19 protein-coding genes and 1 pseudogene are annotated in these 26,681 nt (G+C 61.6%); 13 read left to right on the top strand and 7 right to left on the bottom strand.

Features of this window, described 5'->3' with window-relative positions:
• Positions 1 to 63: 63 nt before the first annotated feature.
• Positions 64 to 435 (bottom strand): annotated as a pseudogene (locus CAF74_RS07150) (DUF6124 family protein).
• Between the two features lie 412 nt (positions 436 to 847).
• On the opposite strand from CAF74_RS07150, the gene CAF74_RS07145 reads away from it, so the two are divergent.
• The gene (locus tag CAF74_RS07145; protein WP_085745845.1) at positions 848 to 1,357 is read left to right on the top strand and encodes a GNAT family N-acetyltransferase; all 510 of its coding nucleotides are present in this window, start codon (positions 848 to 850) and stop codon (positions 1,355 to 1,357) included.
• A 115-nt stretch (positions 1,358 to 1,472) separates the two neighbouring features.
• Positions 1,473 to 1,964, top strand: a complete 492-nt coding sequence (locus tag CAF74_RS07140) for a hypothetical protein (RefSeq protein WP_085745844.1) — start codon at positions 1,473 to 1,475, stop codon at positions 1,962 to 1,964.
• Positions 1,965 to 2,255: 291 nt separating this feature from the next.
• Here the strand turns inward: CAF74_RS07140 and CAF74_RS07135 are convergent, their stop codons facing one another.
• Both CAF74_RS07135 and ccoN read right to left on the bottom strand, forming a co-directional pair.
• Positions 2,256 to 2,477 carry a CcoQ/FixQ family Cbb3-type cytochrome c oxidase assembly chaperone gene (locus CAF74_RS07135; protein ID WP_085745843.1) on the bottom strand — a complete coding sequence of 74 codons (222 nt, stop codon included), beginning with the start codon at positions 2,475 to 2,477 and terminating at the stop codon, positions 2,256 to 2,258.
• A gap of 15 nt (positions 2,478 to 2,492) precedes the next feature.
• The gene (ccoN, locus tag CAF74_RS07130) at positions 2,493 to 3,920 is read right to left on the bottom strand and encodes a cytochrome-c oxidase, cbb3-type subunit I (RefSeq protein WP_085745864.1); all 1,428 of its coding nucleotides are present in this window, start codon (positions 3,918 to 3,920) and stop codon (positions 2,493 to 2,495) included.
• A gap of 330 nt (positions 3,921 to 4,250) precedes the next feature.
• On the opposite strand from ccoN, the gene CAF74_RS07120 reads away from it, so the two are divergent.
• The 4 genes from CAF74_RS07120 (at position 4,251) to CAF74_RS07105 (ending at position 8,332) form a co-directional block, all read left to right on the top strand.
• Complete coding sequence (locus CAF74_RS07120; protein WP_085745842.1) at positions 4,251 to 5,924, top strand: nitrite/sulfite reductase; 1,674 nt, start codon at positions 4,251 to 4,253, stop codon at positions 5,922 to 5,924.
• Positions 5,921 to 6,400: a DUF934 domain-containing protein gene (locus CAF74_RS07115; RefSeq protein WP_085745841.1), complete on the top strand. Its 480-nt coding sequence runs from the start codon at positions 5,921 to 5,923 to the stop codon at positions 6,398 to 6,400. Before CAF74_RS07120 ends, CAF74_RS07115 begins: the two co-directional genes overlap by 4 nt.
• Positions 6,401 to 6,529: 129 nt before the next feature.
• Entirely contained in the window at positions 6,530 to 7,504 is a 975-nt protein-coding gene (locus CAF74_RS07110; RefSeq protein ID WP_085745840.1) for a hypothetical protein, read from the top strand.
• A 156-nt stretch (positions 7,505 to 7,660) separates the two neighbouring features.
• On the top strand, positions 7,661 to 8,332 hold the full coding sequence (locus CAF74_RS07105) for a DUF3313 domain-containing protein (protein WP_011333935.1): 672 nt from the start codon (positions 7,661 to 7,663) through the stop codon (positions 8,330 to 8,332).
• Positions 8,333 to 8,381: 49 nt separating this feature from the next.
• Here the strand turns inward: CAF74_RS07105 and CAF74_RS07100 are convergent, their stop codons facing one another.
• From CAF74_RS07100 to CAF74_RS07090, 3 genes are all read right to left on the bottom strand, one after another.
• Entirely contained in the window at positions 8,382 to 9,377 is a 996-nt protein-coding gene (locus tag CAF74_RS07100; protein ID WP_085745839.1) for a DUF3829 domain-containing protein, read from the bottom strand.
• Positions 9,374 to 11,008 carry a J domain-containing protein gene (locus tag CAF74_RS07095; RefSeq protein WP_085745838.1) on the bottom strand — a complete coding sequence of 545 codons (1,635 nt, stop codon included), beginning with the start codon at positions 11,006 to 11,008 and terminating at the stop codon, positions 9,374 to 9,376. The genes CAF74_RS07100 and CAF74_RS07095 overlap by 4 nt, the downstream gene beginning before the upstream one ends.
• 149 nt (positions 11,009 to 11,157) lie before the next feature.
• Positions 11,158 to 11,583, bottom strand: coding sequence for a YciI family protein (locus CAF74_RS07090; protein WP_085745837.1), 426 nt, complete (start codon positions 11,581 to 11,583; stop codon positions 11,158 to 11,160).
• Between the two features lie 270 nt (positions 11,584 to 11,853).
• Here CAF74_RS07090 and tpx point away from each other — a divergent pair, with 270 nt between their 5' ends.
• From tpx to CAF74_RS07055, 7 genes are all read left to right on the top strand, one after another.
• The gene (tpx, locus tag CAF74_RS07085; RefSeq protein WP_011333939.1) at positions 11,854 to 12,354 is read left to right on the top strand and encodes a thiol peroxidase; all 501 of its coding nucleotides are present in this window, start codon (positions 11,854 to 11,856) and stop codon (positions 12,352 to 12,354) included.
• 175 nt (positions 12,355 to 12,529) lie between these two features.
• The gene (locus CAF74_RS07080) at positions 12,530 to 13,837 is read left to right on the top strand and encodes an MdtA/MuxA family multidrug efflux RND transporter periplasmic adaptor subunit (protein ID WP_085745836.1); all 1,308 of its coding nucleotides are present in this window, start codon (positions 12,530 to 12,532) and stop codon (positions 13,835 to 13,837) included.
• Positions 13,834 to 16,926 carry an MdtB/MuxB family multidrug efflux RND transporter permease subunit gene (locus tag CAF74_RS07075; RefSeq protein WP_039772386.1) on the top strand — a complete coding sequence of 1,031 codons (3,093 nt, stop codon included), beginning with the start codon at positions 13,834 to 13,836 and terminating at the stop codon, positions 16,924 to 16,926. Before CAF74_RS07080 ends, CAF74_RS07075 begins: the two co-directional genes overlap by 4 nt.
• 112 nt (positions 16,927 to 17,038) lie before the next feature.
• The gene (locus CAF74_RS07070; protein ID WP_085745835.1) at positions 17,039 to 20,146 is read left to right on the top strand and encodes an efflux RND transporter permease subunit; all 3,108 of its coding nucleotides are present in this window, start codon (positions 17,039 to 17,041) and stop codon (positions 20,144 to 20,146) included.
• Positions 20,143 to 21,612 (top strand): efflux transporter outer membrane subunit, encoded by a 1,470-nt coding sequence (locus tag CAF74_RS07065; RefSeq protein ID WP_085745834.1) that lies wholly within the window; start codon positions 20,143 to 20,145, stop codon positions 21,610 to 21,612. Before CAF74_RS07070 ends, CAF74_RS07065 begins: the two co-directional genes overlap by 4 nt.
• A 353-nt stretch (positions 21,613 to 21,965) precedes the next feature.
• Positions 21,966 to 24,047, top strand: a complete 2,082-nt coding sequence (locus CAF74_RS07060) for a bifunctional diguanylate cyclase/phosphodiesterase (protein WP_085745833.1) — start codon at positions 21,966 to 21,968, stop codon at positions 24,045 to 24,047.
• 85 nt (positions 24,048 to 24,132) lie between these two features.
• A complete protein-coding gene (locus CAF74_RS07055) occupies positions 24,133 to 24,879 on the top strand; it encodes an SDR family oxidoreductase (protein WP_007955033.1) in 747 nt (248 codons plus the stop codon).
• A gap of 174 nt (positions 24,880 to 25,053) precedes the next feature.
• Here the strand turns inward: CAF74_RS07055 and mapR are convergent, their stop codons facing one another.
• Positions 25,054 to 26,463, bottom strand: coding sequence for a GntR family transcriptional regulator MpaR (gene mapR, locus CAF74_RS07050; protein WP_039772397.1), 1,410 nt, complete (start codon positions 26,461 to 26,463; stop codon positions 25,054 to 25,056).
• Between the last annotated feature and the right edge of the window lie 218 nt (positions 26,464 to 26,681).

The raw sequence follows: 26,681 nt of genomic DNA, 5'->3' as shown, positions 1-26,681 counted from the left end.
CGGTAAACGGTTTCCTGCAGACGCAAAAACGGCCCCGTAAAGGGGCCGTTTTGGTTTCAGCACTCAGACGCGCGGCTCAGCCGCCACCTCAAGATTATCCAGCGCCCGATTCACCGCCAGTTCCCCCAGCATGATCAGTTGCGCGATCCCCAGCAGCACATGCCGATGCGAGCCGTCCACCAGCCCGGCGAAGTCGGTGGCCATGGTTTTGGCCGAAGTCAGGGTTTCGCAGGCGTCGGCCAGCAGCTCTTCGCTGTCGATACCGGGGGCGATGAGGTAGCGGGTGTTGGGTTTGAGCAGCGGTTTTCTGGGGAGCAGGGGATTGAAGTAGTGGTCGAGGGCGCGTTCGGCGGCTTAGTGGAAGGTCTTTGAATCCACCGATTCGTAAGGCGAGGTGGAGTCGGTTTCGGGCGGGTTTGGCGTTGGTTTGATCATGGTGAAGCTCCTTGATAGACGGAGCTGCAACCGTTCGCGGTCAATCGAAAGGTGGCAGCTGTACGCGGGTTGACCGACCGGGAATCAAGGAACCCGGCATACCCGAAGGTATCCCACGCACAGCCACCGCGACACGTGGATTCAGAAAGGTTTCTGAAACCGGTCTTGGGCACTGGCGCGCCTTGATTGAGTCGGACGGTCAAATCCGATCGCTGATTCATCAGCGACCCGGAAACGATAGGGCCGGCCCCCAAGGCACACAAGCCGGCGGATTCTGGCGGATGCGTAGGCAATGGCGCAAGGCGTTGTGGCTTGCCGGACGTTTCCGTCAACGGCTTTAAACAGTCATGGCGAATCCGTGAAGAAGCGGTTTACAGTGACCGGCCAAGCACTGATCCAGGAGGGATCTTTCATGCCTGAGCACAACCCCGCCATTCACCTCGAACGCTTCAGCGAATCCCACATCGAAAGCGTCACCGCGCTTTACAACGACCCAGCTGTGACCCGGCAGGTGCTGCAGATGCCGTTTCAGTCTGCCGAGATCTGGCGTCAACGACTTATGCCGGAAAACGAACGGATGGTGAAACTGGTGGCGTTGCATCAAGGTGCGGTGATCGGGCATCTCGGGCTGGAGGCTTTTTCGCGAATTCGCCGCAGTCACGCGGGCAGTGTCGGCATGGCCGTTGCGGTAGCGTGGCAGGGCAAGGGTGTCGGTTCGAAGCTGTTGGCAGCGGCGCTGGACATCGCCGACAACTGGATGAACCTGCACCGGGTCGAACTTTCGGTGTACGCCGACAACGAGGCGGCAATCGGCCTCTATCGCAAGTTCGGCTTCGAAAACGAGGGCCTGTTCCGCGATTACGCCGTGCGTGACGGGCAATGGGTCGACACTTTGAGCATGGCGCGTCTGCGCAAACGCTGACCTTCTGTCCGTCAATGGTCGATCAGGCGATCGTGCAGGCAAATGACTTGCACGGTCGTCATCGGCATCTGCCATGCTCAAAGTCCGCAGCACCGCTCCTTGAAGGAACACCGCAATGGACGACGTACAGCAACTGGGAGAAATGCTTCGCCACTATGCCGACAGCGAAGCGCACAAGAAGCAATTGTTCGAGACGCAATCGGCGACCTGGGCCACACGGATTAGCGAGTTGTTCGGGCAGATTCAGCAATGGCTGGAGCCGGTGCAGGCGCCGGGGTTGCTGGAGGTGAGTCGCGAGGCTTATGTGGCGTTCGGGCCGAGCACGCCGGTTGAGACCTCAACCTTCAAGACTGAAAAACTGAGCATCGTGATTGCCGGCAAACCGGTGGAGTTTGTGCCGGATGTGATGGGCAGCGGTGGACAGATTTCGCTGGCGGTGGTGGGGCTGACGGCGGCGCGTTATGGGAGTGTTTCGTTGGTGGGGTTGCCCAATGGTGATTGGCAGTGGCGCAAGACCAATGGGTTGAAGGATCCGGACACCTTTGCCTTCGATGCGAATTTTCTCGCGCAGCAACTGCAGAGCCTCATCCCCCGCGACCGCACCTAAGATCAAAAGCCTACCCCCTCATCGGAACGCCGCCCGCCCAGCCCTCTCCCCCAAGGGGGCGAGGGGGAAAGGGAGCAGATCTGCGTTGTTTTCAATTTTGAGCTCGGCGGAAAAGGAGCCGATCTTCGTTGTTTTCAATATTGAGTTCGACGGAAAGGGAGCAGATCGGGGGCTTTTCAGTTTTTGAGTTCGGCTCGATATTTCAGGTCGGTGTATTTCGAGTAAACAACCCGGTCAGTTCCCTCTCCCTCCGGGAGAGGGTTAGGGTGAGGGGGCTGCCCCTGACACACCTCACATTTCGAGATTGACCCACCCCGGCTTCGCCACCTCCGGCGCCACCGCTTTCACGGTCTTACCGGTGGCCATCTCAACCCGCCGCGCCACCTCCGGATCATCCGCAAACGGCGTCAGACTCGCCTCATCCAGGCTCTCGGTCGTCTCGTGCCGCAAGCAGTACTCCACCGCCAGCCACAAAAACAACACGCCCAACACATTCAAGAAAACATCGAACATGACCGGCTCCCTTTATCAGGCGATCTGCGCTTCACGATGGGCAATCGCAACATCCGCCACACGCACCGTGCGCCACACGTTATAGGCCATCAGCAACATACCGCTGAGGAAGAACACCCCACCGGCAAACCGTACGACAAACCCCGGATGACTGGCCTGCAGCGCTTCAACGAACGAGTACGTCAGCGTGCCGTCCTCGTTGATCGCCCGCCACATCAGGCCCTGAGTAATCCCGTTGACCCACATCGAAGCGATGTACAACACCGTGCCAATGGTCGCCAGCCAGAAGTGCAGGTTGATCAGCGGCGTGCTGTGCATCCGTTCGCGGCCAAAGACCTTGGGCACCATGTGATAAGTCGCGCCGAAGGTGATCATCGCCACCCAGCCGAGGGCACCGGCGTGAACGTGGCCGATGGTCCAGTCGGTGTAGTGGGAGAGGGCGTTGACGGTCTTGATCGCCATCATCGGGCCTTCGAACGTCGACATGCCGTAGAACGCCAGCGACAGGACGAGGAAGCGCAGGATCGGGTCAGTGCGCAATTTATGCCACGCGCCGGACAGGGTCATCATCCCGTTGATCATGCCGCCCCAGCTCGGCGCCAGCAGGATCAGCGACATCGCCATGCCCAGTGACTGCGCCCAGTCCGGCAGCGCGGTGTAGTGCAAATGGTGCGGGCCGGCCCAGATGTACAGGGTGATCAGCGCCCAGAAGTGCACGATCGACAACCGGTACGAGTACACCGGCCGATTCACTTGCTTGGGCACGAAGTAATACATCATCCCGAGGAACCCGGTGGTCAGGAAGAAACCCACCGCGTTGTGCCCGTACCACCACTGCACCATGGCGTCGGTGGCGCCGGAGTACACCGGATAAGACTTGAACCAGTCCACCGGAATCGACAGGTGATTGACCACGTGCAGCATGGCGATCACCAGGATGAACGCGCCGAAGAACCAGTTGCCGACGTAGATGTGCTTGGTCTTGCGCTGCACCACGGTGGTGAAGAACACGATGGCATACGCGACCCAGACTACCGCCATCCACACCGCGCCGGAGAATTCGATCTCGGCGTATTCCTTGGTGGTGGTGTAGCCCATCGGCAGTGTGACCAGCATGATCACGATCACCGATTGCCAGCCCCAGAAGGTGAACGCGGCGAGTTTGTCCGAGTACAGCCGCACCTGGCAGGTCCGCTGCACGGCGTAGTAACTGGCGGCGAATTGCGCGCTGCCGGCGAAGCCGAAAATCACCAGGCTGGTGTGCAACGGTCGCAAGCGGCCGAAGGTGGTCCACGGCAAGTCCAGATTCATGTCCGGCCATACCAGTTGCGAGGCGATCCATACCCCCATCGCCATGCCCACGACGCCCCAGAAAACAGTCGCGATGACGAATTGGCGGACGACCTTGTAGTTATAAGCCTGTCCGATTGTTGCTGTGCTCATGGTCAGTTCATCCACGGTTGCAAAGTCTTGCCAGGCCACCCGGTCTGGCACGAGCTGCACTGTAGAAACCCCACCGGAAACAAAACAGGCTCAGGAATTGTTCATTTATGCGGATCAGATCAAAGCGCTGCCTGCGGCCATCTGCCGCGCCCTGATACGGTTTTTATACGTTCAGGTGAATCTGTTGTGCACTGCGCCGTTCGTCCATAGTCAGGGAAAATACTGTGGGAGCGGGCGAACCCGAGATAGCGCCAGACGCGAACTGGCGCTATCTCGGGTTCGCCCGCTCCCACAGGAATCCGTGCAAGTTCCTGACGAGGTAGTAGGCCGATGTATCAGTACGATGATTACGACCGGGCGCTGGTGTTCGAGCGCGTTGCGCAGTTTCGCGATCAGGTCGAGCGCTTCATGGCCGGGGAGTTGAGCGAAGAGGAATTCCTGCCGCTGCGCCTGCAGAACGGCCTGTACATGCAAAAACACGCTTACATGCTGCGGGTGGCCATTCCTTACGGCACGCTGAGTGCCGAACAGATGCGCACCCTGGCGAGCATCGCCCGGGATTACGACCGTGGCTACGGCCACTTCACCACCCGGCAGAACATGCAGTTCAACTGGATCGAGCTGCACGAGGTGCCGGACATTCTCGAACGTCTGGCGCAGGTCAACATGCATGCGATCCAGACCTCGGGCAATTGCGTGCGCAACATCACCACCGAAGCCTTCGCCGGGGTCGCGGCCGACGAACTGATCGACCCGCGCCCGCTGGCCGAGATCCTGCGGCAATGGTCGACGATCAACCCGGAATTCCTGTTCCTTCCGCGCAAGTTCAAGATCGCCATCTGCTCGGCGAAGCAGGATCGCGCGGCGATCATGATGCATGACATCGGCCTCTATCTTTACCCCGGTCGTAACGGCCAGATGCTGCTGCGAGTGATCGTCGGCGGCGGTCTGGGACGCACGCCAATTCTCGGTCTGCAGATTCGCGACGATCTACCGTGGCAGCACTTGCTGTCCTACGTCGAGGCGGTGCTGCGGGTCTACAACCGCCACGGTCGGCGCGACAACAAGTACAAGGCGCGGATCAAGATTCTGGTCAAGGCGCTGGGCATCGAGGCGTTCGCCAAGGAAGTCGAAGAGGAATGGCAACACCTCAAGGACGGACCGGCGCAATTGACCGAGGATGAATTCCAGCGGGTCGCCAGTGCCTTTGTGCCGCCGAGCTACCGCACGCTGGCGGGCACCGATCTGGATTTCGGCACGCACCTGGCCGACAACCCGGCGTTCGCCCGTTGGGTCGCGCGCAACGTGCAACCGCACAAAGTGCCGGGGTATACCAGCGTGGTGCTGTCGACCAAACCGGGTCTGGCCTCGCCGCCGGGGGACGTCACCGATGCGCAGATGTTGGCCGTGGCTGACTGGTCCGAGCGTTTCGATTTCGGCGAAATCCGCATCGCCCACGAGCAGAACATCGTCCTGCCGGATGTGCCCAAGTCGCAGCTGTATGCGCTGTGGGAGCAGGCGAAAGAGCAGGGGCTGGGCGCCGCCAACGTCGGCCTGCTGACCGATATCATTGCCTGCCCCGGGGGCGATTTCTGTGCGCTGGCCAACGCCAAATCGATTCCGATTGCCCAAGCGATTCAGGCGCGTTTCGACAACCTCGATTACCTGCATGATCTGGGCGACATCAGCCTCAACATCTCCGGCTGCATGAACGCCTGCGGCCATCACCACATCGGCAACATCGGGATTCTCGGCGTCGATAAAAACGGCAGCGAGTGGTATCAGATCACCCTTGGCGGCGCCCAAGGCAAGAACAGCGCACTGGGCAAGGTCATCGGCCCCTCGTTCAGCGCCGCCGAAGTGCCGCAGGTGATCGAGCGGATCATCGGCACCTTCGTCCGTTATCGCGAGGCTGAAGAACTGTTCGTCGATACCGTGGCGCGCATCGGACTGGAGCCGTTCAAGGAGCGGGTTTATCCGAAAGCGCAGGAGGTGTCGGCATGAACAATTTGTTGCGCATGGAGGAGAGCGGGGCGCGCATCGTGCTGGATGATCCGTGGACGCTGATCCGCTCGCCTGAAACGTCTGACAGCACTGAAATGCTGATTCTGCCGCTGGCCCACTGGCTCGAATCGCCCTCGACCCATGCGGTCTGGCTCGGCCCCGACGACGGCGTCGAAAGCCTGTTGCCATGGTTGACCTCGCTGCCGCTGATCGCCCTCGACTTCCCGAGCTTTCGCGACGGCCGCGCCTACAGTCAGGCCTATCTGCTGCGCAGACGTTTCGGCTGGAAAGGCGAGTTGCGCGCCATCGGCGATGTGCTGCGCGATCAACTGAGCCACATGCGCCAGTGCGGTTTCGACAGCTTCGCGGTGCGCGAGGACAAATCCGCCGAGGATGCGCTCAAAGGCCTGGCCGGGATGAGCGTGTTGTACGGGCGCTCGGTGATCGAGCCGCGACCGTTGTTCCGGCGCAGGTGATGCAGGGGAAACCCTTAGAACCCTGATGAATCGGGGATTTTTCCTTGGGTCGATGGTGGCCTTTTGGTAGAGTCCCCGTCGCCAGCGGGTTTTCGGCTGGACGACGGAACGAAGAAGGGAGTCTGATCAGTGAGTCCGGGCAAAAAAATTCTGGGCATCACCGCGTTGCTGCTGATGGTGACGCTGTGGGCCGGTTACATCTATGTGTTCAACGAAAACCGTGGCGGTCAGCTCGGCGGCGTCGGCGAAAGCACCGCCTGGTGCGGCACGCCGCCGAACACCGAAGCGGCGCTGCTGGGCAAGGATCAGCTGACCCTGCGCATCACCAACAACCTGCGCGGCGAGTTCATGCTCAGCGGCGCGCTGGTGGTCTCCGAACGCACCTTCAACCGCTATGACCTGGGCCGCAACGAACTGCGTCTGCGCCTGGAACCGTTGCAGTGGTCGTTTGGCGTCACGCCGATCTTCCTCGAACAGGTGAAGGTCCTGCCCCTGAGCCGCAACCTCGCCTCGACCGACAAGAGCGCTTTCGCCGAACTCGAATCGCGCCCGATCAGCGTTCAGGGCCGGGTCACCGAATTTCCCTTCGACACCTATCGCTACGGCTACAAACCGGTGCTGTATTACCTCAAGGGCAGCGAGCGCATCGACCTGCGCTTCAAGAACATCACCACGCTGATGGAGATGTCCAACACCTTCACGCCGATCCAGAAGTACAACCGCGCCGACTACATCAACGAGAAAAACTCGATGATCCGCGACGAGGACTACAAGGCCTACGGCCCCCACGAATGCGCGTTCAGCGTCGAGCGCAAAGGCTCGTTCAAGGTTGTGGTGCTGTTGATGCTGCTGGTGCTGTGCCTGCCGTTGCTGCTGGTGTTCTACCGCGATGAGCCGGGAATCGACTTCCTTGCCACGCTGGTGGGGATCGGCGTGGTGCGCACGGTGCTGGTGGGGCCGGTGCAGGATTTCCAGCTGTACAACATTGATTTTCTGTTCGGTGCGGCGATTTTGCTGGTGGGGACCGTGTCGCTGATCAAGGCGATGCGGGCCAACAGCCGGCGGGAGATGGCGTTGAGGAGTGGGGAGACTTCGAGCTGGTAGAAGAAAGCCTTGAGCACCTGTGATGGTCCGGACCTTTCAAAGGTCCGGACCCGACGTTGTGCAATGTTGGGGTTTCTGATCGCAAACGGCGCGAATTTAGCTATACCTGTAACTCCCCCGACGCAATAAATTCGGCCTTCCGACAGGAGTTACAGCATGAAGCTAGCCGTAATGATGAGCACCCTGTGCATTGCCACGCTGGGCGTGGTGGGCTGCTCCAGCAAAACCGTCGCACCCGACGAGTACTCAGGCTTCCTCAAGGACTACAGCCAGCTGAGGGAGGCCAAATCCCCGTCGGGGGCCGAAGTGATGCGCTGGATCGACCCGAAAGTCGACATCGGCAAATTCACCAGCTTCTACGTCGAACCGACCCAGCTCTATCCCAAACCGCAACCCACCGTGAAGATTCCGCAGCAGACCCTCAACGGCATCACCAGCTACTACGATCAGGCGCTCAAGCGTGAACTGGGCAAATCCCTGCCGCTGGCCTCGGGCCCCGGGCCGGGCGTGATTGTGGTGCGCGCGGCCATTACCGCCGTCAGCAGCAAGACCGAAGGCCTGCATGCCTATGAAGTGATTCCGGTGGCGTTGGTGGCGGCAGCGGTCAGCACCGCCAGCGGTATTCGCGATCAGGAAACCACGCTGGCGACCGAGGCGGTGTTCCTCGATGGCGGCACCAACAAGGTGGCGGCGCAGGTGGTGCGCAAGGGCACTGGCAAACCGCTGGAAAACGATTCGCAGGTGATGAAGGCCGATGACGTGAAAAGCGTGATCGATGGCTGGGCGTCGGACCTGCATCAGTCCTACCTCAAGCTCAAGGCCAAGTAAGACCGGCACGCCGGGTCGTCCCTGAGGGCGATCCGGCGTGCGCACGGCGTCAGAAACTGGCGCGCGCCAGTCGGTTGTAATGGCTGAGCAAGCCGTCGTAACTGCGGGTCACGGCGTAGTAGTCCTCGCTCAAACGTTCGGGCTTAGCGTGGTTGTGCCAGTCTGCTTGCAGGGTGTTCAACGCCTCGAGATAGCTTTGCCCCGGCTCGCCGATGCGCAGCCACAGATCCCGTGCGGCATCGGTCTTGTTCTGGAATCCACCCGTGCGCGGTGCGAGCCAGGGTTCGCGACGGTTCCACGCCTGTTGCAACTTCGCGGTGGTGTCGGCCAGCAATTTTGGGGTCAGAGTGCGGTTTTCCATCGCTTCGTCGAGCACGTCGACAGTCTCCCGCGCCTGAATCATGTACGCCAGCAAGTCCCAATGAATGTCCCTGCCCAGACGCGCCTCGATCAGCTTGAGCTGTTCAGGACGTTGCGCGGCGTCGAGCGGCAGCAGGCTTTGCCGCAGAGCCGTCGAGGCGCCGATGTATTCCTGTGAAACGCGCTCGATCGCATCCAGTTCTCCAGGGGAAGGCTGTTGCGACCCGGAGGTGAAACTCGCCTCTCGGTAAAAACGCGTGGGGGCAATGGTGGTCGTGACGTGACTCAGCGCCCGGACGTACTCGTTCGCCTGTCGCGCCAGTTCAGGCTGCCACGCCAGAAGATCGAGTTTTTCCGTGAGGCCCTGACCGCAGACATCGCGCTGAATGTCGCGCACATTGAACGCGTCACTGTCGTCGAAATCCTTGAGGCTCTTCAACCAGCGCTGGTCGCGGGGCAAGGGCGGTTGAGGGTTCTTGTAGCGGTCGTAGGCCACTCGCCATTGCACGTCGATCCGGTTGACGCAGGCGATCACCGGGCTCAGGGCATTGGCCTGGGCGGTGATCGGTGCATCGCGCCCGTCCAGCCAGAGATCGAGTTGCAGGAAAGGGCGGGTCGCACTCGTCAGCGCCATCACCACCAGCGCGAAGAAAATACCGACGCAAAACATCACTCTCGTGGTCATGGGCGCGCCTCCTTGCCGTACCACTGTTCAACGGTGGCCGGTGCGCTGCATTCGGCGGTGGTGGCCGGCAAGCGGCTGCACAGGCGTTCGGTCCAGGGTTGCAGACCCTGATTGCGATTGACCGTGCCTTGGCTGGCGACCACTTTGAATACGCCGAGCACGAGGGACAGCACCACAATCCCGAGGATCGTCACGCCGACTTTCACGGCTGTTCGGCTCTCTTCCCAGGATACCCGTGGCCTGGACTGCCAGCGGCGAACCAGTCCGAAGGTCGTCAGGGTCGCGGCGTACACCCCGCCGGCAATCGGGCCGAAAAACCAGCCGAGCCCGGCCACCATCAACGCGCCGGGCACCAGGTCACGCAGCACGCCGAACGGCGGCGAGTCTTTGAAAACTCCGGGGCAAAGAGCGGCGCTGAGCCGGTCATCCAGCCGCCATACGCGATGGGCGAGGTTGTGCACCAGCCAATTGAGCCCGGCCACGATCACGCCGAACACCACAGTCGAAATCATGACGATGTTGATCAACCCGCTGAGCCGCATGCCCAGCGGAATGTAATGGGTGAACGCGCCGATCAGGCAGGCCAATACCACGCCCACGTAGGTCGGCCAGTCATTGAAGCTCAGCTCCCAGTCACGCCAGAAAAAAGCCGTACCGCCGGGCATCTGTGTGCAGACCTTGGGGTGATTGGCGTACAGCTCGGAACTCAACTTGCGGCACTGCGCCCAGTCGTCCTCGTGCAGGCGTCGGGCCAGTGCGCGGCGGGCGCTGAACGAGCCGGTGCCCAGCAGCAGGCGGGCGGCGCGGTGTTCGGGGGTGACGGCGGGCTCCGTGGCCAGTTGTTGCTGGTGAGCCAGGAAAAGCGGCGCATTCTGGCGAGCCAGCAGGCGTTGCCATTCGCCGTCAGGGCAGGGATTCCCAGTGCAGCCGTGCCAGCCCTGACCGGCGCGCACCCGTTCGAAAATCTCGGGAGACCAGACCGGCGCATCCAGCAGCAAATGGCTCAGGGCACGGTTGAACCATTCCTGATGTTGCTGAATCGCCAACCAGTTGAAATCCGCGCAGCGGGCATAGGCCTGGAGAAATCCGTCGACGTCTTCCCGTTCGAGCGCATCACGCATCGGTTGCGCAATGCGCGCGCGTTGTTGATCCAGCAACAGGTCAATCGATATTTCGTCCAGCTCCAGGCGTTGCCAGGCGCTGAACCAGAAGAAGGTCGGGATGGCCCAGTCCACCAGCGTCTGCGAAGTCTCAGGGTGTTCAATGCAATGATGCAGCACCGTGTCTTCGAAGAAATGTGCGCAACCCTGTTCGAGGGTGACGGCATGGCGATGATTCAGCTCTTCAACGCTGAGCCCGTCCAGCGAGCGGGTCGCCAGTTGCAGGGCATCGACCTCGACCACGGTGAGGCCGGTCAGGTCCCAGGACTCTTCAATACCCTGTTCCTGCTCTACGTCCTGATTCTGCTGCCATTCCTTGTACGCCAGCGCCTGCGCATAGGCATCGCGCAGCCGCTGGAAGCCCTCGGGGTCGTCGTCGGGGCGGGTCTGTTTGAGCAGGACGGCATATTGGCGTTTGATAGTGCGCACATCGGCGTCGGCCGACAGGCCAAGGACGGTCCAGCAACTCATTGCGATGACAACTCCATAACAACCGCGACGCGATCCAGTGGTGGCATTGTGATGTTGCGCACCCTACCTGTTTCGCGTCGAAAAGTCCTCGTGTCTCGCTCAGTCGTCATCGGCCATGCAGAAAATGCTCACGCTCCCGATTCGGGGGCTTAGTGTTTTTTGGCTTGTTCGCGGATGCGTTCTTCCTGCTCGCGCAGTTCCGGGGTGAACTCGGCGCCGAAATCTTCCGGGCTGAAGACCTGGCGAATCTCGATCTCCGACTCAGTGCCCGGCATGGGATTCGGGCAACGCTTGACCCATTCGATGGCTTCCTCTTTGGATTTCACGTCCCAGATCCAGTAACCGGCGATCAGCTCTTTGGTCTCGGCAAACGGGCCGTCGATCACGCTGCGGGTTTCACCACTGAAACGTACGCGGGCGCCTTTGCTGCTGGGGTGCAGGCCGTCGGCAGAAACCAGGATGCCGGCCTTGGCCAGTTCCTCGTTGTAGTTGCCCATGTCGGTCAGCAATTGCTCGCTGGGCATCACGCCGGCTTCGGAGTCGTGGCTGGCTTTGACAATGATCATGAAGCGCATGGTGTTTCTCCGCAGATAGGTGAGGGATTCATGGCTTAGTCGAACGGCCGGGGTCTGAATCGACAGGTCGTTAAAGAAAAGACGCAGACTTGCGTTTTAACAAGCATCACCCTCTTTGAGGGCGGGGATGTGGGGCTACTGGAGAATGTGTATCCAGTTTTGCGTGCCAGCACATGACAATTTCAGTCCAGGCATAGGTCGTCGGTCAATTTCGTGGTTAACTTCTGCCTCTTGCATGCTTTCCCAACAACGTTAAGAAGGACTCCGTTCATGGCTCAAGTCACGCTCAAAGGCAACCCGGTTCAAGTCAACGGCCAACTGCCACAAGCCGGTTCCAAGGCGCCAGCCTTTTCCCTGGTAGCCGGCAATCTGTCCGACGTCACCCTGAAAGACTTCGCCGGCAAGCGCAAAGTGCTGAACATCTTCCCAAGCGTCGACACCCCGACCTGCGCCACCTCCGTGCGCAAGTTCAACGCTCAGGCCAACGACATCAGCAACACCGTAGTGCTGTGCATCTCGGCTGACCTGCCGTTCGCCCAGGCTCGCTTCTGCGGCGCCGAAGGCCTGGAAAACGTACAAAACCTGTCGACCCTGCGCGGCACCGAGTTCCTCGAGAACTACGGCGTGGCCATCGCTGACGGCCCGCTGAAAGGCCTGACCGCCCGTGCGGTGGTTGTACTGGACGAAAACGACAACGTCCTGCACAGCGAACTGGTCAAGGAAATTGCTGAAGAGCCTAACTACGAAGCGGCGCTGTCCGTTCTCAAGTAAGCGCTTTTACAATTGTTAACGGCCTGGCTCTGTCCAGGCCGTTTTCATTTGTGTATCAGTGTTTTGCCTCACACCTTGAAACGTAAGTGGAAGGTAAATTGCCGGTAAAGCTGCTTTGCTAAATCCCGGCCAGTGCTTATCGTTCAGCCTCCCGTAAAAGAAGCCCACGCGCCCAATGGTTAATCACTCCATGCAATCGTCTTCCCGAAACTCCCGTCGCTGGCTGTTGAGCCTGCTTGTCCTGCTGGTCATTGCCGGTCTGTGCTGGAAATTCTGGCCCGCCGGTTCGACCCACAAGGAGGGCGGCGAGAAGGCGCAGGCCGGTCACACCGGCCGTTCGGGGATGATGCGTCCGGGCTTCGGCGGGGCGGCAGGGCCGATTCCAGTGCGCGTGGCGCCGGCGGTCACCGGGGACTTCCCGCTGTACTACAAGGCCCTGGGCACGGTGACGGCGCTCAACACCATCAATGTGCGCAGCCGGGTCGGCGGCGAGTTGGTGAAGATCTATTTCGAGGAAGGGCAGATGGTCAAGGCCGGCGACCTGCTGGCAGAGATCGACCCGCGCCCCTACCAGAACGCCTTGCTTCAGGCCGAAGGCACCTTGCTGCAGAACCAGGCGCAGTTGAAGAACGCCCAGGTCGATGTCGAGCGTTATCGCGGTCTTTACAAGGAAGACAGCATCGCCAAGCAGACACTGGACACCGCTGAAGCGCTGGTCGGCCAGTACCTCGGCACCGTGAAGACCAATCAGGCGGCGGTCAACGACGCCAAGCTCAATCTCGAATTCACCAAGATCCGCGCACCGATTGCCGGTCGCGTCGGCCTGCGTCAGCTCGACGTCGGCAACCTCGTGGCGGCCAACGACACCACGTTCCTGGCGGTCATCACTCAGACCCAGCCGATCAGCGTCGCCTTCACCCTGCCGGAAAACAGCCTGGAAACCGTACTCGCCCGCTACCGCAGCGGCGCCAAACTGCCGGCCGAGGCCTGGGATCGTGGCGACACGAAACTGCAAGCCACCGGTGTACTGCAAAGTCTCGACAACCAGATCGACGTGACCACCGGCACCCTGAAATTCAAGGCGCGCTACGAGAACCGCGATCAGTCGCTGTTCCCCAACCAGTTCGTCAACGTTCACCTGCTGGCTGACACCTTGAAAGGTGTGGTGCTGGCTCCATCGGCTGCCATCCAGTTCGGTACCAACGGCACCTTCGTCTACGCGCTGGACGGCGACAAGAAAGTCACCATCCGCCAGTTGAAGATTGGCGCCAGCGATGGTGAAAACACCGTGATCACCGAAGGCCTGGCCGCCGGCGACCGCGTGGTGCTGGAAGGCACCGACCGCCTGAAGGAAGGCAGCGAAGTGGAAGTGGTCAACGACAGCAAGGATGTGCCGACCACTCCGACCGAACACCTGCAAGGCAAGTCCGCCGCCACCGCGCCTGACGCCGCCGTCACCGACAAGGCCAAGAAGGGCGCATGAACATTTCGCGTCTGTTCATCCTCCGCCCGGTCGCCACCACGCTGAGCATGCTGGCCATCGTGCTGGCCGGTCTGATCGCCTATCGCCTGCTGCCGGTTTCGGCCTTGCCGCAGGTCGATTACCCGACCATCCGGGTCATGACCCTGTATCCGGGCGCCAGTCCGGACGTGATGACCAGCGCCGTCACCGCGCCGCTTGAGCGCCAGTTCGGGCAGATGCCGGGCCTGACGCAGATGGCGTCGACCAGTTCTGGCGGCGCGTCAGTGCTGACCCTGCGTTTCAGCCTCGACATCAACATGGACGTCGCCGAACAGCAGGTGCAGGCCGCGATCAACGCCGCGACCAACCTGTTGCCGACCGACTTGCCCGCGCCGCCGGTGTACAACAAGGTCAACCCGGCGGACACCCCGGTGCTGACCCTGGCCATCACCTCGAAAACCATGCTGTTGCCCAAGCTCAATGATCTGGTCGATACGCGCATGGCGCAGAAGATCGCCCAGATCAGCGGCGTCGGCATGGTCAGCATTGCCGGCGGCCAGCGTCAGGCGGTGCGGATCAAGGTCAACCCTGAAGCCCTAGCGGCCAACGGCCTGAACCTGTCGGACGTGCGCACGCTGATCAGTGCGTCCAACGTCAACCAGCCCAAGGGCAACTTCGACGGCCCGACCCGGGTTTCGATGCTCGACGCCAACGACCAGCTGACGTCGCCCAAGGATTACGCCAACCTGATCCTGGCCTACGCCAACGGCGCGCCGCTGCGGCTCAAGGACGTCGCGCAGATCGTCGACGGCGCCGAGAACGAGCGTCTGGCAGCGTGGGCCAACCAGAATCAGGCTGTTCTGCTGAACATCCAGCGTCAGCCGGGCGCCAACGTGATCGAAGTGGTCGACCGGATCAAGGCGCTGCTGCCAAGCATCACCGACAACCTGCCGGCCGGTCTCGACGTGGTCGTGCTGACCGACCGCACCCAGACCATCCGCGCTTCCGTCACCGATGTGCAACATGAACTGCTGATCGCCATTGCGCTGGTGGTGATGGTGACGTTCCTGTTCCTGCGGCGTGCCAGTGCGACGATCATTCCGTCGGTGGCCGTGCCGCTGTCGCTGATCGGTACGTTCGGCGTGATGTACCTCGCTGGCTTCTCGGTCAACAACCTGACCTTGATGGCGCTGACCATCGCCACCGGTTTTGTGGTCGATGACGCGATCGTGATGCTGGAAAACATCGCGCGTTTCATCGAAGAGGGCGACAGTCCGATGCAGGCTGCGCTCAAGGGCGCGAAGCAGATCGGTTTCACCCTGATTTCCCTGACTCTGTCGCTGATCGCGGTACTGATTCCGCTGCTGTTCATGGCCGACGTCGTGGGGCGGTTGTTCCGCGAATTCGCCATCACCCTGGCGGTGGCGATCCTGATTTCCCTGGTGGTCTCGCTGACCCTGACGCCGATGATGTGCGCGCGTCTGCTCAAGCGTGAGCCGGAAGCACATGAACAGGGCCGTTTCTACCGTGCCAGTGGTGCGTTCATCGACTGGATGATCGCCGCTTACGGGCGCAAGTTGCAGTGGGTGCTCAAGCACCAGCCGCTGACCCTGCTGGTGGCCATCGGCACCCTGGCCCTGACCGTGTTCCTTTATATGGTGGTGCCCAAGGGCTTCTTCCCGGTGCAGGACACCGGGGTGATCCAGGGCATTTCCGAAGCACCGCAGTCGATTTCCTTCGCGGCGATGGGCGAGCGTCAGCAGGCGCTGGCCAAGGTGATTCTCGAGGATCCGGCGGTGGAAAGCCTGTCGTCCTACATCGGTGTCGACGGTGACAACGCCACGCTCAACAGCGGTCGGCTGCTGATCAACCTCAAGCCCCATGGCCAGCGTGATCTGACGGCGACCGAAGTGATTGCCCGCCTGCAACCGCAGCTGGACAAGCTTGTCGGCATCCGTCTGTTCATGCAGCCGGTGCAGGACCTGACCATCGAAGACCGCGTCAGCCGTACCCAATACCAGTTCAGCATGTCGTCGCCGGATTCTGAATTGCTCAGCCTGTGGAGCGGCCGTCTGGTCGAGGCCCTGGCCCAGCGCCCGGAACTGACCGACGTCGCCAGTGACTTGCAGGACAAGGGTTTGCAGGTGTTCCTGGTGATCGACCGCGACGCTGCTTCACGGCTGGGTGTGTCGGTGTCGAACATCACCGATGCGCTGTACGACGCGTTCGGCCAGCGGCAGATTTCGACCATTTACACCCAGGCCAGCCAGTACCGCGTGGTGCTGCAAGCACAGGCCGGGGAGAAGATCGGCCCGCAGGCGCTGGATCAGATTCACGTCAAGACCACCGATGGCGGTCAGGTGCGGTTGTCGAGTCTGGCCCACGTCGAGGAGCGGCAGGCGCAACTGGCGATCACCCACATCGGCCAGTTCCCGGCGGTGATGATGTCGTTCAACCTCGCGCCCGGCGTGGCGTTGGGGCATGCGGTGGACATCATCGAGCAGGTGCAGAAGGACATCGGCATGCCGATCGGCGTGCAGACCCAGTTCCAGGGCGCGGCCGAAGCGTTCCAGGCATCGCTGTCGAGCACCTTGCTGCTGATTCTGGCGGCGGTGGTGACCATGTACATCGTGCTCGGCGTGCTTTACGAGAGCTACATTCACCCGATCACCATTCTGTCGACCTTGCCGTCGGCGGCGGTGGGGGCCTTGTTGGCGTTGCTGCTCAGTGGCAATGACCTGGGGATGATCGCGATCATCGGCATCATCCTGCTGATCGGTATCGTGAAGAAGAACGCGATCATGATGATCGACTTCGCCCTCGACGCCGAACGCACTCAGGGCATGGCGCCGGAGCAGGCGATTTATCAGGCGGCGCTGTTGCGTTTCCGGCCGATTCTGATGACCACGCTGGCTGCGCTGTTCGGTGCGGTGCCGCTGATGCTGGCCACCGGTTCCGGCGCTGAATTGCGTCAACCGCTGGGTCTGGTGATGGTCGGCGGGTTGCTGGTGAGTCAGGTGCTGACCTTATTCACGACGCCCGTGATTTACCTGGCTTTTGATCGGTTGGGACGGCGTTGGGCGAAGTCCGGCACAGGAGAGGTTGCGTGAAGGGCGACGTGAATACAGCTGCAAGCGTCAAGCTTCGAGCTGCAAGAGAAAAGCGGACTCGGAACAGGTTTTTAGCTTGCGGCTTGCAGCTTGTCGCTAGTGGTTGCCACCTATGAATCTTTCGGGTCCTTTCATCAAACGCCCCGTGGCAACCATGCTGCTTTCATTGGCGATCATGCTGCTGGGCGGTGTGAGCTTCGGTCTGCTGCCGGTGTCGCCGCTGCCGCAAATGGACTTCCCGGTGATCGTGGTGCAGGCCAGCCTGCCCGGCGCCAGCCCGGAAGTCATGGCGTCCACCGTGGCCACGCCGCTGGAGCGTTCGTTCGGCGCCATTGCCGGCGTCAATACCATGAGCAGCCGCTCCAGCCAGGGCTCGACCCGGGTGATTCTGCAATTCGACCTCGACCGCGACATCAACGGCGCGGCGCGGGAAGTGCAGGCGGCGATCAACGCCTCGCGCAACCTGCTGCCGAGCGGGATGCGCAGCATGCCGACCTACAAGAAGGTCAACCCGTCGCAGGCACCGATCATGGTGTTGTCGTTGACCTCGGACGTGCTGGAAAAAGGCCAGCTCTATGACCTGGCCTCGACCATCCTGTCCCAGAGCCTGTCCCAGGTGCAGGGCGTCGGCGAAGTGCAGATCGGCGGCAGTTCCCTGCCGGCGGTGCGCATCGAACTCGAACCCCAGGCGCTGAACCAGTACGGCGTGGCGCTCGACGATGTGCGCAAGACCATCGCCGAAGCCAACGTGCGCCGGCCCAAGGGTTCGGTCGAGGACGACCAGCGTCTGTGGCAGATCCAGGCCAACGACCAGTTGGAGAAAGCCAAGGATTACGAATCGCTGATCATCCACTACAACGGCGGCGCGGCCCTGCGTCTGAAAGACGTGGCCAAGGTCAGCGACGGCGTGGAAGACCGCTACAACAGCGGTTTCTTCAACGATGACGCGGCGGTGCTGTTGGTGATCAACCGCCAGGCCGGTGCCAACATCATCGAGACGGTCAACGAGATCAAGGCCCAGTTGCCGGCGTTGCAGGCGGTGCTGCCGGCCAGCGTCAAACTGAACCTGGCGATGGATCGTTCGCCGGTGATCAAGGCCACCCTGCACGAAGCGGAAATGACCCTGCTGATCGCCGTGGCGCTGGTGATTCTGGTGGTGTTCCTGTTTCTCGGTAACTTCCGCGCGTCCCTGATTCCGACGTTGGCGGTGCCGGTGTCGCTGGTCGGCACCTTCGCGGTGATGTACCTCTACGGATTCTCGCTGAACAACCTGTCACTGATGGCGCTGATTCTCGCCACCGGGCTGGTGGTGGACGATGCCATTGTGGTGCTGGAGAACATTTCCCGGCACATCGACGAAGGCGTCAAACCGATGAAGGCCGCGTACCTCGGGGCCAAGGAAGTCGGTTTTACTTTGCTGTCGATGAACGTCTCGCTGGTGGCGGTGTTCCTGTCGATCCTGTTCATGGGCGGGATCATCGAAAGCCTGTTCCGCGAATTCTCCATCACCCTGGCCGCGGCCATTGTGGTGTCGCTGGTGGTTTCCCTGACGCTGACCCCGATGCTCTGCGCCCGCTGGCTCAAACCCCATACGCCGGGCGAGGAAAACCGCCTGCAACGCTGGAGCCGCCGCACCAACGACTGGATGGTCGGCAAATACGCCACCAGCCTCGACTGGGTGTTGCGCCACCGTCGACTGACCTTGCTGAGCCTGATCATCACCGTCGGGGTCAACGTCGCTCTCTATGTGGTGGTGCCGAAAACCTTCATGCCGCAGCAGGACACCGGCCAGTTGATCGGTTTTGTGCGCGGTGACGACGGTCTGTCGTTCAGCGTGATGCAGCCGAAAATGGAAGTGTTCCGCCGCGCCGTGCTCAAGGACGCAGCGGTCGAGAGTGTGGCCGGGTTCATTGGTGGCACCAACGGCACCAACAACGCGTTCATGCTGGTGCGCCTGAAACCGATCAAGGAGCGCAATATCTCTGCGCAGAAGGTCATCGAGCGCCTGCGCAAGGAAATGCCCAAGGTGGCCGGTGCGCAGTTGATGCTGATGGCTGACCAGGACCTGCAATTCGGCGGCGGTCGCGAGCAGACCACTTCGCAGTACAGCTACATCCTGCAAAGTGGTGATCTGGGCGCCTTGCGCGAGTGGTACCCGAAAGTGGTCACCGCATTGCGCGCCTTGCCGGAACTGACTGCCATCGACGCCCGTGAAGGACGCGGTGCGCAGCAGGTGACGCTGATCGTCGACCGCGATCAGGCCAAGCGCCTGGGCGTGGATATGAACATGGTCACGGCCGTGCTCAACAACGCCTACAGTCAGCGGCAGATTTCCACGATCTACGACAGCCTCAACCAGTATCAGGTGGTGATGGAGGTCAATCCGAAATACGCCCAGGACCCGGTGACGCTCAAGCAGGTTCAGGTAATCACCGCCGACGGTGCGCGGATTCCGCTGTCGACCTTCGCCCATTATGAAAACAGCCTGGAAGACGACCGGGTCAGCCACGAAGGGCAGTTCGCCTCCGAGAGCATTTCCTTCGACATGGCCGAAGGCGTGACGGTGGAGCAGGGCAGTGCGGCCATCGAGCGGGCGATTGCCAAGGTTGGCCTGCCCGAAGACGTGATCGCAAAAATGGCCGGTACAGCCGACGCTTTCGCCGCCACTCAGAAGAGCCAGCCGTTCATGATCCTCGGTGCGCTGCTGGCGGTGTATCTGGTGCTGGGTGTGCTGTATGAAAGCTACATTCATCCGTTGACGATTCTGTCGACATTGCCGTCGGCCGGGGTCGGTGCGTTGCTGTCGATCTATGTACTGGGCGGCGAATTCAGCCTGATCTCGCTGCTCGGGCTGTTCCTGCTGATCGGTGTGGTGAAGAAGAACGCGATCCTGATGATCGACCTGGCGCTGCAACTGGAGCGTCATCAAGGCATGGCGCCGCTGGAGTCGATCCGCAGCGCCTGCCTGCAACGCTTGCGGCCGATCCTGATGACCACGCTGGCAGCGATCCTCGGCGCGTTGCCGTTGCTGCTGAGCCGGGCCGAAGGCGCGGAAATGCGCCAGCCGCTGGGCCTGACCATCATCGGCGGGCTGGTTTTCAGCCAGGTGCTGACCCTTTACACCACGCCTGTGGTTTACCTCTATCTCGACAAGGCTCGCCACCGCTTCAACAAGTGGCGTGGCGTACGTACCGATGCCGCTCTGGAAACTCCGCTATGAATGACCGTTCGCTTATCCAACTGGCCAGTGTCCGCGGCTCGCGTTTGCTGAGCCTGTCACTGTGCGTGGCGATGCTCAGTGCGTGCGCCGTCGGCCCGGACTACCAGCGTCCGCAGACCGCCGAAATCGCCCAGTACAAGGAAGCCGAAGGCTGGCGTCAGGCCAACCCGAGCGATTCCCTGGCACGCGGTGCCTGGTGGGAGCTGTATGGCGACCGTCAGCTCAACGAACTGATCGAGAAACTCAACAGCTCGAACCAGACCGTCGCCCAGTCCGAAGCCCAGTACCGTCAGGCCCAGGCCTTGGTGCGCAGCGCGCGCGGAGCGTTTTACCCGAGTGTCGATCTGAGCGCCGGCAAGACCCGTTCCAGCCAGGGCACTGGCAGCAGCAGTTCGAGCCTGAGCAGTTCCTCCAGCGGTATCCGTGACACTTACAACGCGCAACTGGGCGTGAGTTGGGAAGCGGATGTCTGGGGCAAGTTGCGTCGTGGCCTTGAAGCCAATGAAGCCAGCGCCCAGGCGAGCTACGCCGATCTGGCGGCGATGCGCTTGAGCCAGCAATCGGAACTGGTGCAGAACTACCTGCAATTGCGGGTGATCGATCAGCAGAAACGTTTGCTCGAATCGACAGTGGCCGCTTACGAGCGCTCGCTGAAAATGACCATGAACCAGTACAACGCCGGAGTTTCCGGGAGGGACGCTGTGGCGCAGGCGCAGACCCAGCTGAAAACCACCCAGGGCGATCTGGTGGACCTGATCTGGCAACGGGCGCAGTTCGAAAACGCCATCGCGGTACTGACCGGCCAGCCGCCCGCCGAATTCAACATTGCCGAAACCCAGAACATTCCCAAGCTGCCTCAGATTCCCCTGAGCCTGCCGTCGCAGTTGCTCGAGCGCCGCCCGGACATCGCTTCGGCCGAGCGCTCGGTGATTGCGGCCAACGCCAACATCGGCGTGGCCAAGGCCGCGTACTACCCGGACTTCAGCCTGAGCCTGAGCGGCGGCTACAGCAGCAGTACCTCGCAGAACCTGATCAGCCTGCCGAACCGCTTCTGGTCGGTGGGGCCGAAAATGACCCTGCCGCTGTTCGACGGCGGCATCCGCTCGGCCGAAGTCGACCGCACCGAAGCGGTGTACGACCAGACCGTGGCCAAATACCGCCAGACCGTGCTCGACGGTTTCCGCGAAGTGGAAAACTATCTGGTGCAATTGAAGGTGTACGAAGACGAAGCGGCCGTGCGCCAGGAAGCCCTCGATGCAGCACGGGATTCGTTGCGTCTGACCGAGAACCAGTACAAGGCCGGGGTGATTGCTTATCTCGACGTGGTGACGGTGCAGGCGACGGCGTTGAGCAATGAGCGCACTGTCCTGAATATCCTGCAGAGCCGTTTGATTGCCAGCGTGCAGTTGATTGCGGCGCTGGGCGGTGGTTGGGACGGGGAGCTGGAAACCACTGATAACCGCTAGCCTCATTGATTGTTCCCACGCCGGTCGTTCTCACGTTGATCGTTCCCACGTCGAAGCGTCGAACCGTCCGCGTGGGAATGCAGCCCGGAACGCTCCGCGTCCCTTCCAGAGCCGAACGCGGAGCGTCCGTTGAGGCATTCCCACGCAGAGCGTGGGAACGATCTGCCGGCGAGGCGGGCGATCTGCTCAAGACCCTGAATTAGAGCCCTGTCAGACGATCAAACAAGCGTTTCATCGGGTTGATGGCCATTTGATTACTTTGTCAGTGCGTTCTTCCGTGCAATCAGTACAATCGGCGCATTTGGCCCCGCTGAGAACGGACGCAGTACGGCGGGGTGGTCACGAGAATTCTCATGCTCATCGGTAGCTATTCCTTCACGCTGGTTTTCATTTCGCTGTGTGTGGCGATCCTCGCTTCCTACACCGCGCTCGATCTCACCGGGCGCATTGCCACTGCCAAGGGCCGCGCCGTGCATTTATGGACGGCCGGCGGGGCGTTTGCCATGGGCATCGGCGTCTGGTCGATGCACTTCATTGGCATGCTGGCGTTCAAGCTGCCGATCAGCCTCGGTTACGACATTTCAATCACCGCGCTTTCATTGCTGATCGCCGTGCTGTCCTGCGGTTTTGCCCTGTGGCTGGTCAGCCAGCCGAAACTGCCAGCCTGGCAACTGGCTTTTGGCGCATTGATCATGGGCGCCGGCATCAGCGCCATGCACTACACCGGCATGGCCGCGATGCGTATGCAACCGGGCATCGACTACGATCCGACACTGTTCGGCGCCTCCTTATTGATCGCCGTCGGCGCGTCCGCGGCAGCGCTGTGGATCGCTTTCCGACTGCGTCAACACTCGCCTTACGTGCGGGTGTTTCGGGCCGGGGCGGCGATTGTCATGGGTGTGGCGATTGTCGGCATGCACTACACCGGCATGGCGGCGGCGCGGTTTCCCGACGGGAGTTTCTGCGGCGCGGCACTCGGCGGTCTGAACGGCAACGGCCTCGACAATCTGGTGCTGATCACCACGCTGGCGGTGCTGGCCATCGCGCTGCTGACCTCGATTCTCGACGCGCGTCTGGAAGCCCGCACGGCTGATCTGGCCCATTCGTTGACCGTCGCCAACCGCGAACTCACCCAACTGGCCTTGCACGACACCCTGACCGGCCTGCCGAACCGCATGCTGCTGGACGACCGGATCAATCAGGCGATGAAAAAGGTCAACGAACAGGGCGGCTGTTTTGCGCTGATGTTCATCGATCTGGACGGCTTCAAACCGGTCAACGACGCTTTCGGTCACCACATGGGCGACCAGTTGCTGCGCGAAGTGGCGGTGCGTCTGCGTGAAGACTTGCGCAGCCTCGACACGCTGGCGCGGATCGGCGGCGATGAATTTGTCTTGCTGGTGCGCCTGACCGAGCCCAACGATGCACTGGGCCTGGCGGCGCGTCAGGTCGGCCTGATCGCGCAGTCGTTCCGGGTCGCCGAACATGAACTGCAGATTTCCGCCAGCGTCGGCATCGCCCTGTATCCGGGCAACGGCCAGAACGCGCAGGAACTGCTGATGAACGCCGACGCCGCGATGTATCACGCCAAGGGCGGCGGCAAGAACGGCTACAGCTTCTTCGACGCCTCGATGAACAGCAACGCCCGCAAGCAGCTGCAATTGCTGCAGGACTTGCGGGCGGCGCTTGAGCACGGCGAGTTCAGCCTGCATTACCAACCCAAATTCCATGCGGCCGATGGTCGTCCGGTCGGTGCCGAGGCGCTGGTGCGCTGGGAACATCCGACCCAAGGCATGCTGATGCCGGACAAGTTCATCGATCTGGCGGAGAAGACCGGACTGATCATTCCGATTGGCGAATGGGTGCTCAACGAAGCCTGCAGGCAGATGCGCGAATGGTACGTGCTGGGTTACACCGACTGGCGGATTGCGGTGAACCTGTCGGCATTGCAGTTCTGCCACTCAGGACTGGTGCGCAGCGTGGCCAAGGCCCTGGCCACCCACCATTTGCCGGCCAACAGCCTGACCCTGGAAATCACCGAAACCACCGCCATGAGCGACGCCGATGCGAGCATGACGGTGTTGCAGGAGCTGGCCGACATGGGCGTCGACCTGTCCATCGATGATTTCGGCACCGGCTATTCGAGCCTGATGTATCTCAAGCGTCTGCCGGCCAACGAGCTGAAAATCGACCGCGGTTTTGTCCGCGATCTGGAACACGACAGCGATGACGCGGCTATCGTCTCGGCGATCGTCGCCCTCGGTCAGGCACTGGGGCTGCGCATCGTGGCTGAAGGTGTGGAGACCGACTCGCAGCAGGATTTCCTGACGCAACTGGGCTGCGATTCACTGCAAGGTTATCTGCTCGGTCACCCGATGCCGGCGGATCGCTTTCTGCAGGACATCGCGCGCGGCAAACCATTGGCGGTGAGCTGAGCCGCTAATCGCAGGTCATGCAAAACCCTGCAATGACGGTTATTCTTGCCCCGACTGTCACGTGTGCATCGGGGGAAAGGCCAGCATGGATAAAGTCATTGTGATCACCGGCGGCGGTCGAGGAATCGGCGCCGCCACTGCATTGTTGGCTGCCGAGCAAGGCTACCGGATCTGCATCAATTACCAGACGGACGAACAGGCCGCTCACCACGTGCTCGATCAGGTGCGTGAGCGCGGCGCCACGGCCATCGCTGTGCGCGCCGATGTCAGTATCGAAGACGAAGTGATCGCGCTGTTCAACCGGGTCGACAGCGAACTGGGCCGCGTCACCGCCCTGGTGAACAACGCCGGCACCGTGGGGCAAAAATCCCGGGTCGACGAAATGTCCGAATTCCGCATCCTCAAAATCATGAAAACCAACGTCTTGGCGCCGATTCTCTGCGCCAAGCACGCGATCCTGCGCATGTCGCCCAAACATGGCGGGCAGGGCGGGAGCATCGTCAACGTTTCCTCGGTCGCCGCGCGGCTGGGATCGCCCAACGAATACGTCGATTACGCAGCGTCCAAAGGCGCGCTGGATACGTTCACCATCGGCCTGTCCAAGGAAGTGGCGGGCGAGGGGATTCGCGTGAATGCGGTGCGTCCGGGTTACATCTATACCGACTTCCATGCGTTGAGCGGCGACCCGGATCGGGTCAGCAAGCTGGAGTCGGCGATTCCGATGGCCCGGGGCGGCCGGCCGGATGAGGTGGCGGAGGCAATTGTCTGGTTGCTGTCGGACAAGGCTTCTTATGCCACCGGGACTTTTGTCGATCTCGGCGGCGGCCGTTAATGATCGTTCCCACGCTCCGCGTGGGAATGCAGCCCGGGACGCTCCGCGTCCCTTCCAGAGCTGGAACGCGGAGCGTCCCTTGAGGCATTCCCACGCGGACGGTTCGACGCCTCGACGTGGGAACGATCATCGTCTAGGCGTTGAACTGGTTGCGTGGGAACGATCAGCGGTCTTTCAGAACGACCGCACAATCCGCCCCAACGTTTCCATCGCCTTCTCCGCATCCTCGGTCCACGGGCTGCCGTAGTTCAATCGAATGCAGTTCCTGAATCGCTGGGTCGGCGAAAAGATCGGCCCCGGCGCAATGCTGATCCCCTGCGCCAACGCCATCTGAAACAACTTCAACGAATCCATCTGCGGTGGCAGTTCCAGCCACAGGAAGTAACCGCCGGCCGGTTGGCTGACGCGTGTCTGCGCCGGGAAGTAGCGGGCGATGGCTGCGAGCATCGCGCTTTGCTGTTCTTCCAGGGCGTAGCGCAGTTTGCGCAGGTGACGGTCGTAGCCGCCGTGTTGCAGGTAGTCGGCGATGGCGGCTTGCGCGGGCATTGAGGCGCACAGCGAGGTCATCAGTTTCAGCCGTTCGATCTTTTGCGCGTAGCGGCCGGCGGCGACCCAGCCGATGCGGTAGCCGGGGGCCAGGCTTTTGGCGAACGAACCGCAATGCATCACCAAGCCTTCGGTGTCGAAGGCCTTGGCCGGTTTCGGTGCCTGCTGCCCGTAATAAAGTTCGGCGTAGACGTCGTCTTCGATCAGCGGCACTTGATGCTGTTTCAGCAGTTCCACCAGCTCCTGTTTCTTGGCCTCGGGCATGGTCGCGCCCATCGGGTTCTGGAAACTGGTCATGCACCAGCAGGCCTTGATCGGGTGCCGCTCGAGTGTCTGGGCGAGCACGCCGAGGTCGATGCCGTCGCGCGGGTGCACGGGGATTTCCACGGCTTTGAGCTTCAGGCGTTCGAGCACTTGCAGGCTGGCGTAAAACGCCGGGGCTTCGATGGCCACCAGATCGCCGGGTTCGGTCACGGCTTGCAGGCACAGGTTCAGCGCTTCGAGGGCGCCGTTGGTGATCAGCAGTTCTTCCATCGGCAGCATCAGCCCGCCGACCATGTAGCGCAGGGCGATCTGCCGCCGCAGTTGCGGGTTGCCCGGCGACATGTCGGTGACCACCATGCGCGGGTCCATCTCCCGGGCGGCGCTGGCCAGCGAGCGGGACAGGCGTTGCAGCGGGAACAGGGTCGGGCTGGGGAATGCCGAGCCAAACGGCACGGTGCTCGGGTCTTTGATCGATTCGAGTACCGAGAACACCAGCTCGCTGACGTCGACCTTGGTGGACTCGTTGACCTGGCTGCTGATCACCGGCTCCGAGAACGGGCTCGGCGCGTGGGTGTTGACGAAATAGCCGGAGCGCGGGCGGGCACGGATCAGGCCGCGACGCTCCAGCAGGTAGTAGGCCTGGAACACCGTGGACGGGCTGACGCCGTAAGTCTGGCTTGCGTAGCGCACCGACGGCACCCGCTGACCGGGGCCGAGGACGCCGGAGCGGATCAGTTCAGCGATGTCGTCGGCGAATTTTTCGTAGCGTTTCATCGGGGGCCTTGGTACGTGGTGTTTGGTGTTTTTGTGGTGGGTCAGTGGCATCAGCCCTCACCCTAGCCCTCTCCCGGAGGGAGAGGGGACTGATCGTGGGATGCTTAAGAGTTGCGCCGACATGAACATGCTGCAGTGAATCCATAATCGACGCGGTATTTCAGGTCGACGTATAGCGCCAGATACCTCGGTCGGCTCCCTCTCCCTCCGGGAGAGGG

The organism is Pseudomonas sp. R45(2017) (genome assembly GCF_002112305.1).
Classification (GTDB): Bacteria; Pseudomonadota; Gammaproteobacteria; order Pseudomonadales; family Pseudomonadaceae; genus Aquipseudomonas; species Aquipseudomonas paraglycinae.
This window is presented reverse-complemented; position numbering and strand designations above follow the sequence as displayed.

Coding starts and splice junctions, on each gene's coding strand:
- CAF74_RS07145 (WP_085745845.1), top strand. CDS start 848: ATGCCTGAGCACAACCCCGCCATTCACCTCGAACGCTTCAGCGAATCC.
- CAF74_RS07140 (WP_085745844.1), top strand. CDS start 1,473: ATGGACGACGTACAGCAACTGGGAGAAATGCTTCGCCACTATGCCGAC.
- CAF74_RS07135 (WP_085745843.1), bottom strand. CDS start 2,477: ATGTTCGATGTTTTCTTGAATGTGTTGGGCGTGTTGTTTTTGTGGCTG.
- ccoN (WP_085745864.1), bottom strand. CDS start 3,920: ATGAGCACAGCAACAATCGGACAGGCTTATAACTACAAGGTCGTCCGC.
- CAF74_RS07120 (WP_085745842.1), top strand. CDS start 4,251: ATGTATCAGTACGATGATTACGACCGGGCGCTGGTGTTCGAGCGCGTT.
- CAF74_RS07115 (WP_085745841.1), top strand. CDS start 5,921: ATGAACAATTTGTTGCGCATGGAGGAGAGCGGGGCGCGCATCGTGCTG.
- CAF74_RS07105 (WP_011333935.1), top strand. CDS start 7,661: ATGAAGCTAGCCGTAATGATGAGCACCCTGTGCATTGCCACGCTGGGC.
- CAF74_RS07100 (WP_085745839.1), bottom strand. CDS start 9,377: ATGACCACGAGAGTGATGTTTTGCGTCGGTATTTTCTTCGCGCTGGTG.
- CAF74_RS07095 (WP_085745838.1), bottom strand. CDS start 11,008: ATGAGTTGCTGGACCGTCCTTGGCCTGTCGGCCGACGCCGATGTGCGC.
- CAF74_RS07090 (WP_085745837.1), bottom strand. CDS start 11,583: ATGCGCTTCATGATCATTGTCAAAGCCAGCCACGACTCCGAAGCCGGC.
- tpx (WP_011333939.1), top strand. CDS start 11,854: ATGGCTCAAGTCACGCTCAAAGGCAACCCGGTTCAAGTCAACGGCCAA.
- CAF74_RS07080 (WP_085745836.1), top strand. CDS start 12,530: ATGGTTAATCACTCCATGCAATCGTCTTCCCGAAACTCCCGTCGCTGG.
- CAF74_RS07075 (WP_039772386.1), top strand. CDS start 13,834: ATGAACATTTCGCGTCTGTTCATCCTCCGCCCGGTCGCCACCACGCTG.
- CAF74_RS07070 (WP_085745835.1), top strand. CDS start 17,039: ATGAATCTTTCGGGTCCTTTCATCAAACGCCCCGTGGCAACCATGCTG.
- CAF74_RS07065 (WP_085745834.1), top strand. CDS start 20,143: ATGAATGACCGTTCGCTTATCCAACTGGCCAGTGTCCGCGGCTCGCGT.
- CAF74_RS07060 (WP_085745833.1), top strand. CDS start 21,966: ATGCTCATCGGTAGCTATTCCTTCACGCTGGTTTTCATTTCGCTGTGT.
- CAF74_RS07055 (WP_007955033.1), top strand. CDS start 24,133: ATGGATAAAGTCATTGTGATCACCGGCGGCGGTCGAGGAATCGGCGCC.
- mapR (WP_039772397.1), bottom strand. CDS start 26,463: ATGAAACGCTACGAAAAATTCGCCGACGACATCGCTGAACTGATCCGC.